1 protein-coding gene is annotated in these 529 nt (G+C 69.4%); it reads left to right on the forward strand.

Translation table 11 applies throughout. The features are described 5' to 3' along the window. Positions 1-373 (forward strand): EamA family transporter (locus tag JNK54_10860; protein ID MBL8024754.1); only part of this gene is annotated, 373 nt, incomplete at its 5' end. Positions 374-529: the final 156 nt, after the last annotated feature.

A 529-nucleotide genomic window follows, 5' to 3' on the forward strand; every position in this document is an offset into this window, starting at 1 on the left:
GTTCTGGGCGATCGGCATGATCTTCCAGAAGCGCCGCGACATCAGCCTGCCGACGCTCTCCTTCGCCGGCTGGCAGCTCGCCATCGCGGCCCTGCCGGTGGCGGCGATGGCGTTCCTGTGGGAAGGCTTCACCATCCCGCCGGTGCCGCTCTCGCTCGGCCTCATCATCGCCTACACGATCCTGGTGAGCCACGTGTTCTCGTATTTCGCGTGGTTCAAGATCGTCGAGATCTTCCCGACCCAGATCGCCGCCATCGCCACGCTGATGACGCCGGTGGTCGGCGAGACCTTCGGCCTCGCCGAACTGACGGCGACGATCCTGTGCGGCGGCGCGCTCGCGCTGGTGCTGATCGTGCCCGGGCGGCGGGCATAGCGCGCGGCCCGGACCCTCACCCCATCCCTCTCCCGCAAGCGGGAGAGGGGGTCAGAGAAGAGCTCCTTCCCACCTCTCCCGCTTGCGGGAGAGGTCGACCGCGCGCGCAGCGCGTGGGCGGGTGACGGTCCGGGCGATCCGCGGCTACAGCAGCAC

This window comes from Elusimicrobiota bacterium, assembly GCA_016788905.1.
GTDB lineage: Bacteria > Elusimicrobiota > Elusimicrobia > FEN-1173 > FEN-1173 > JADKHR01.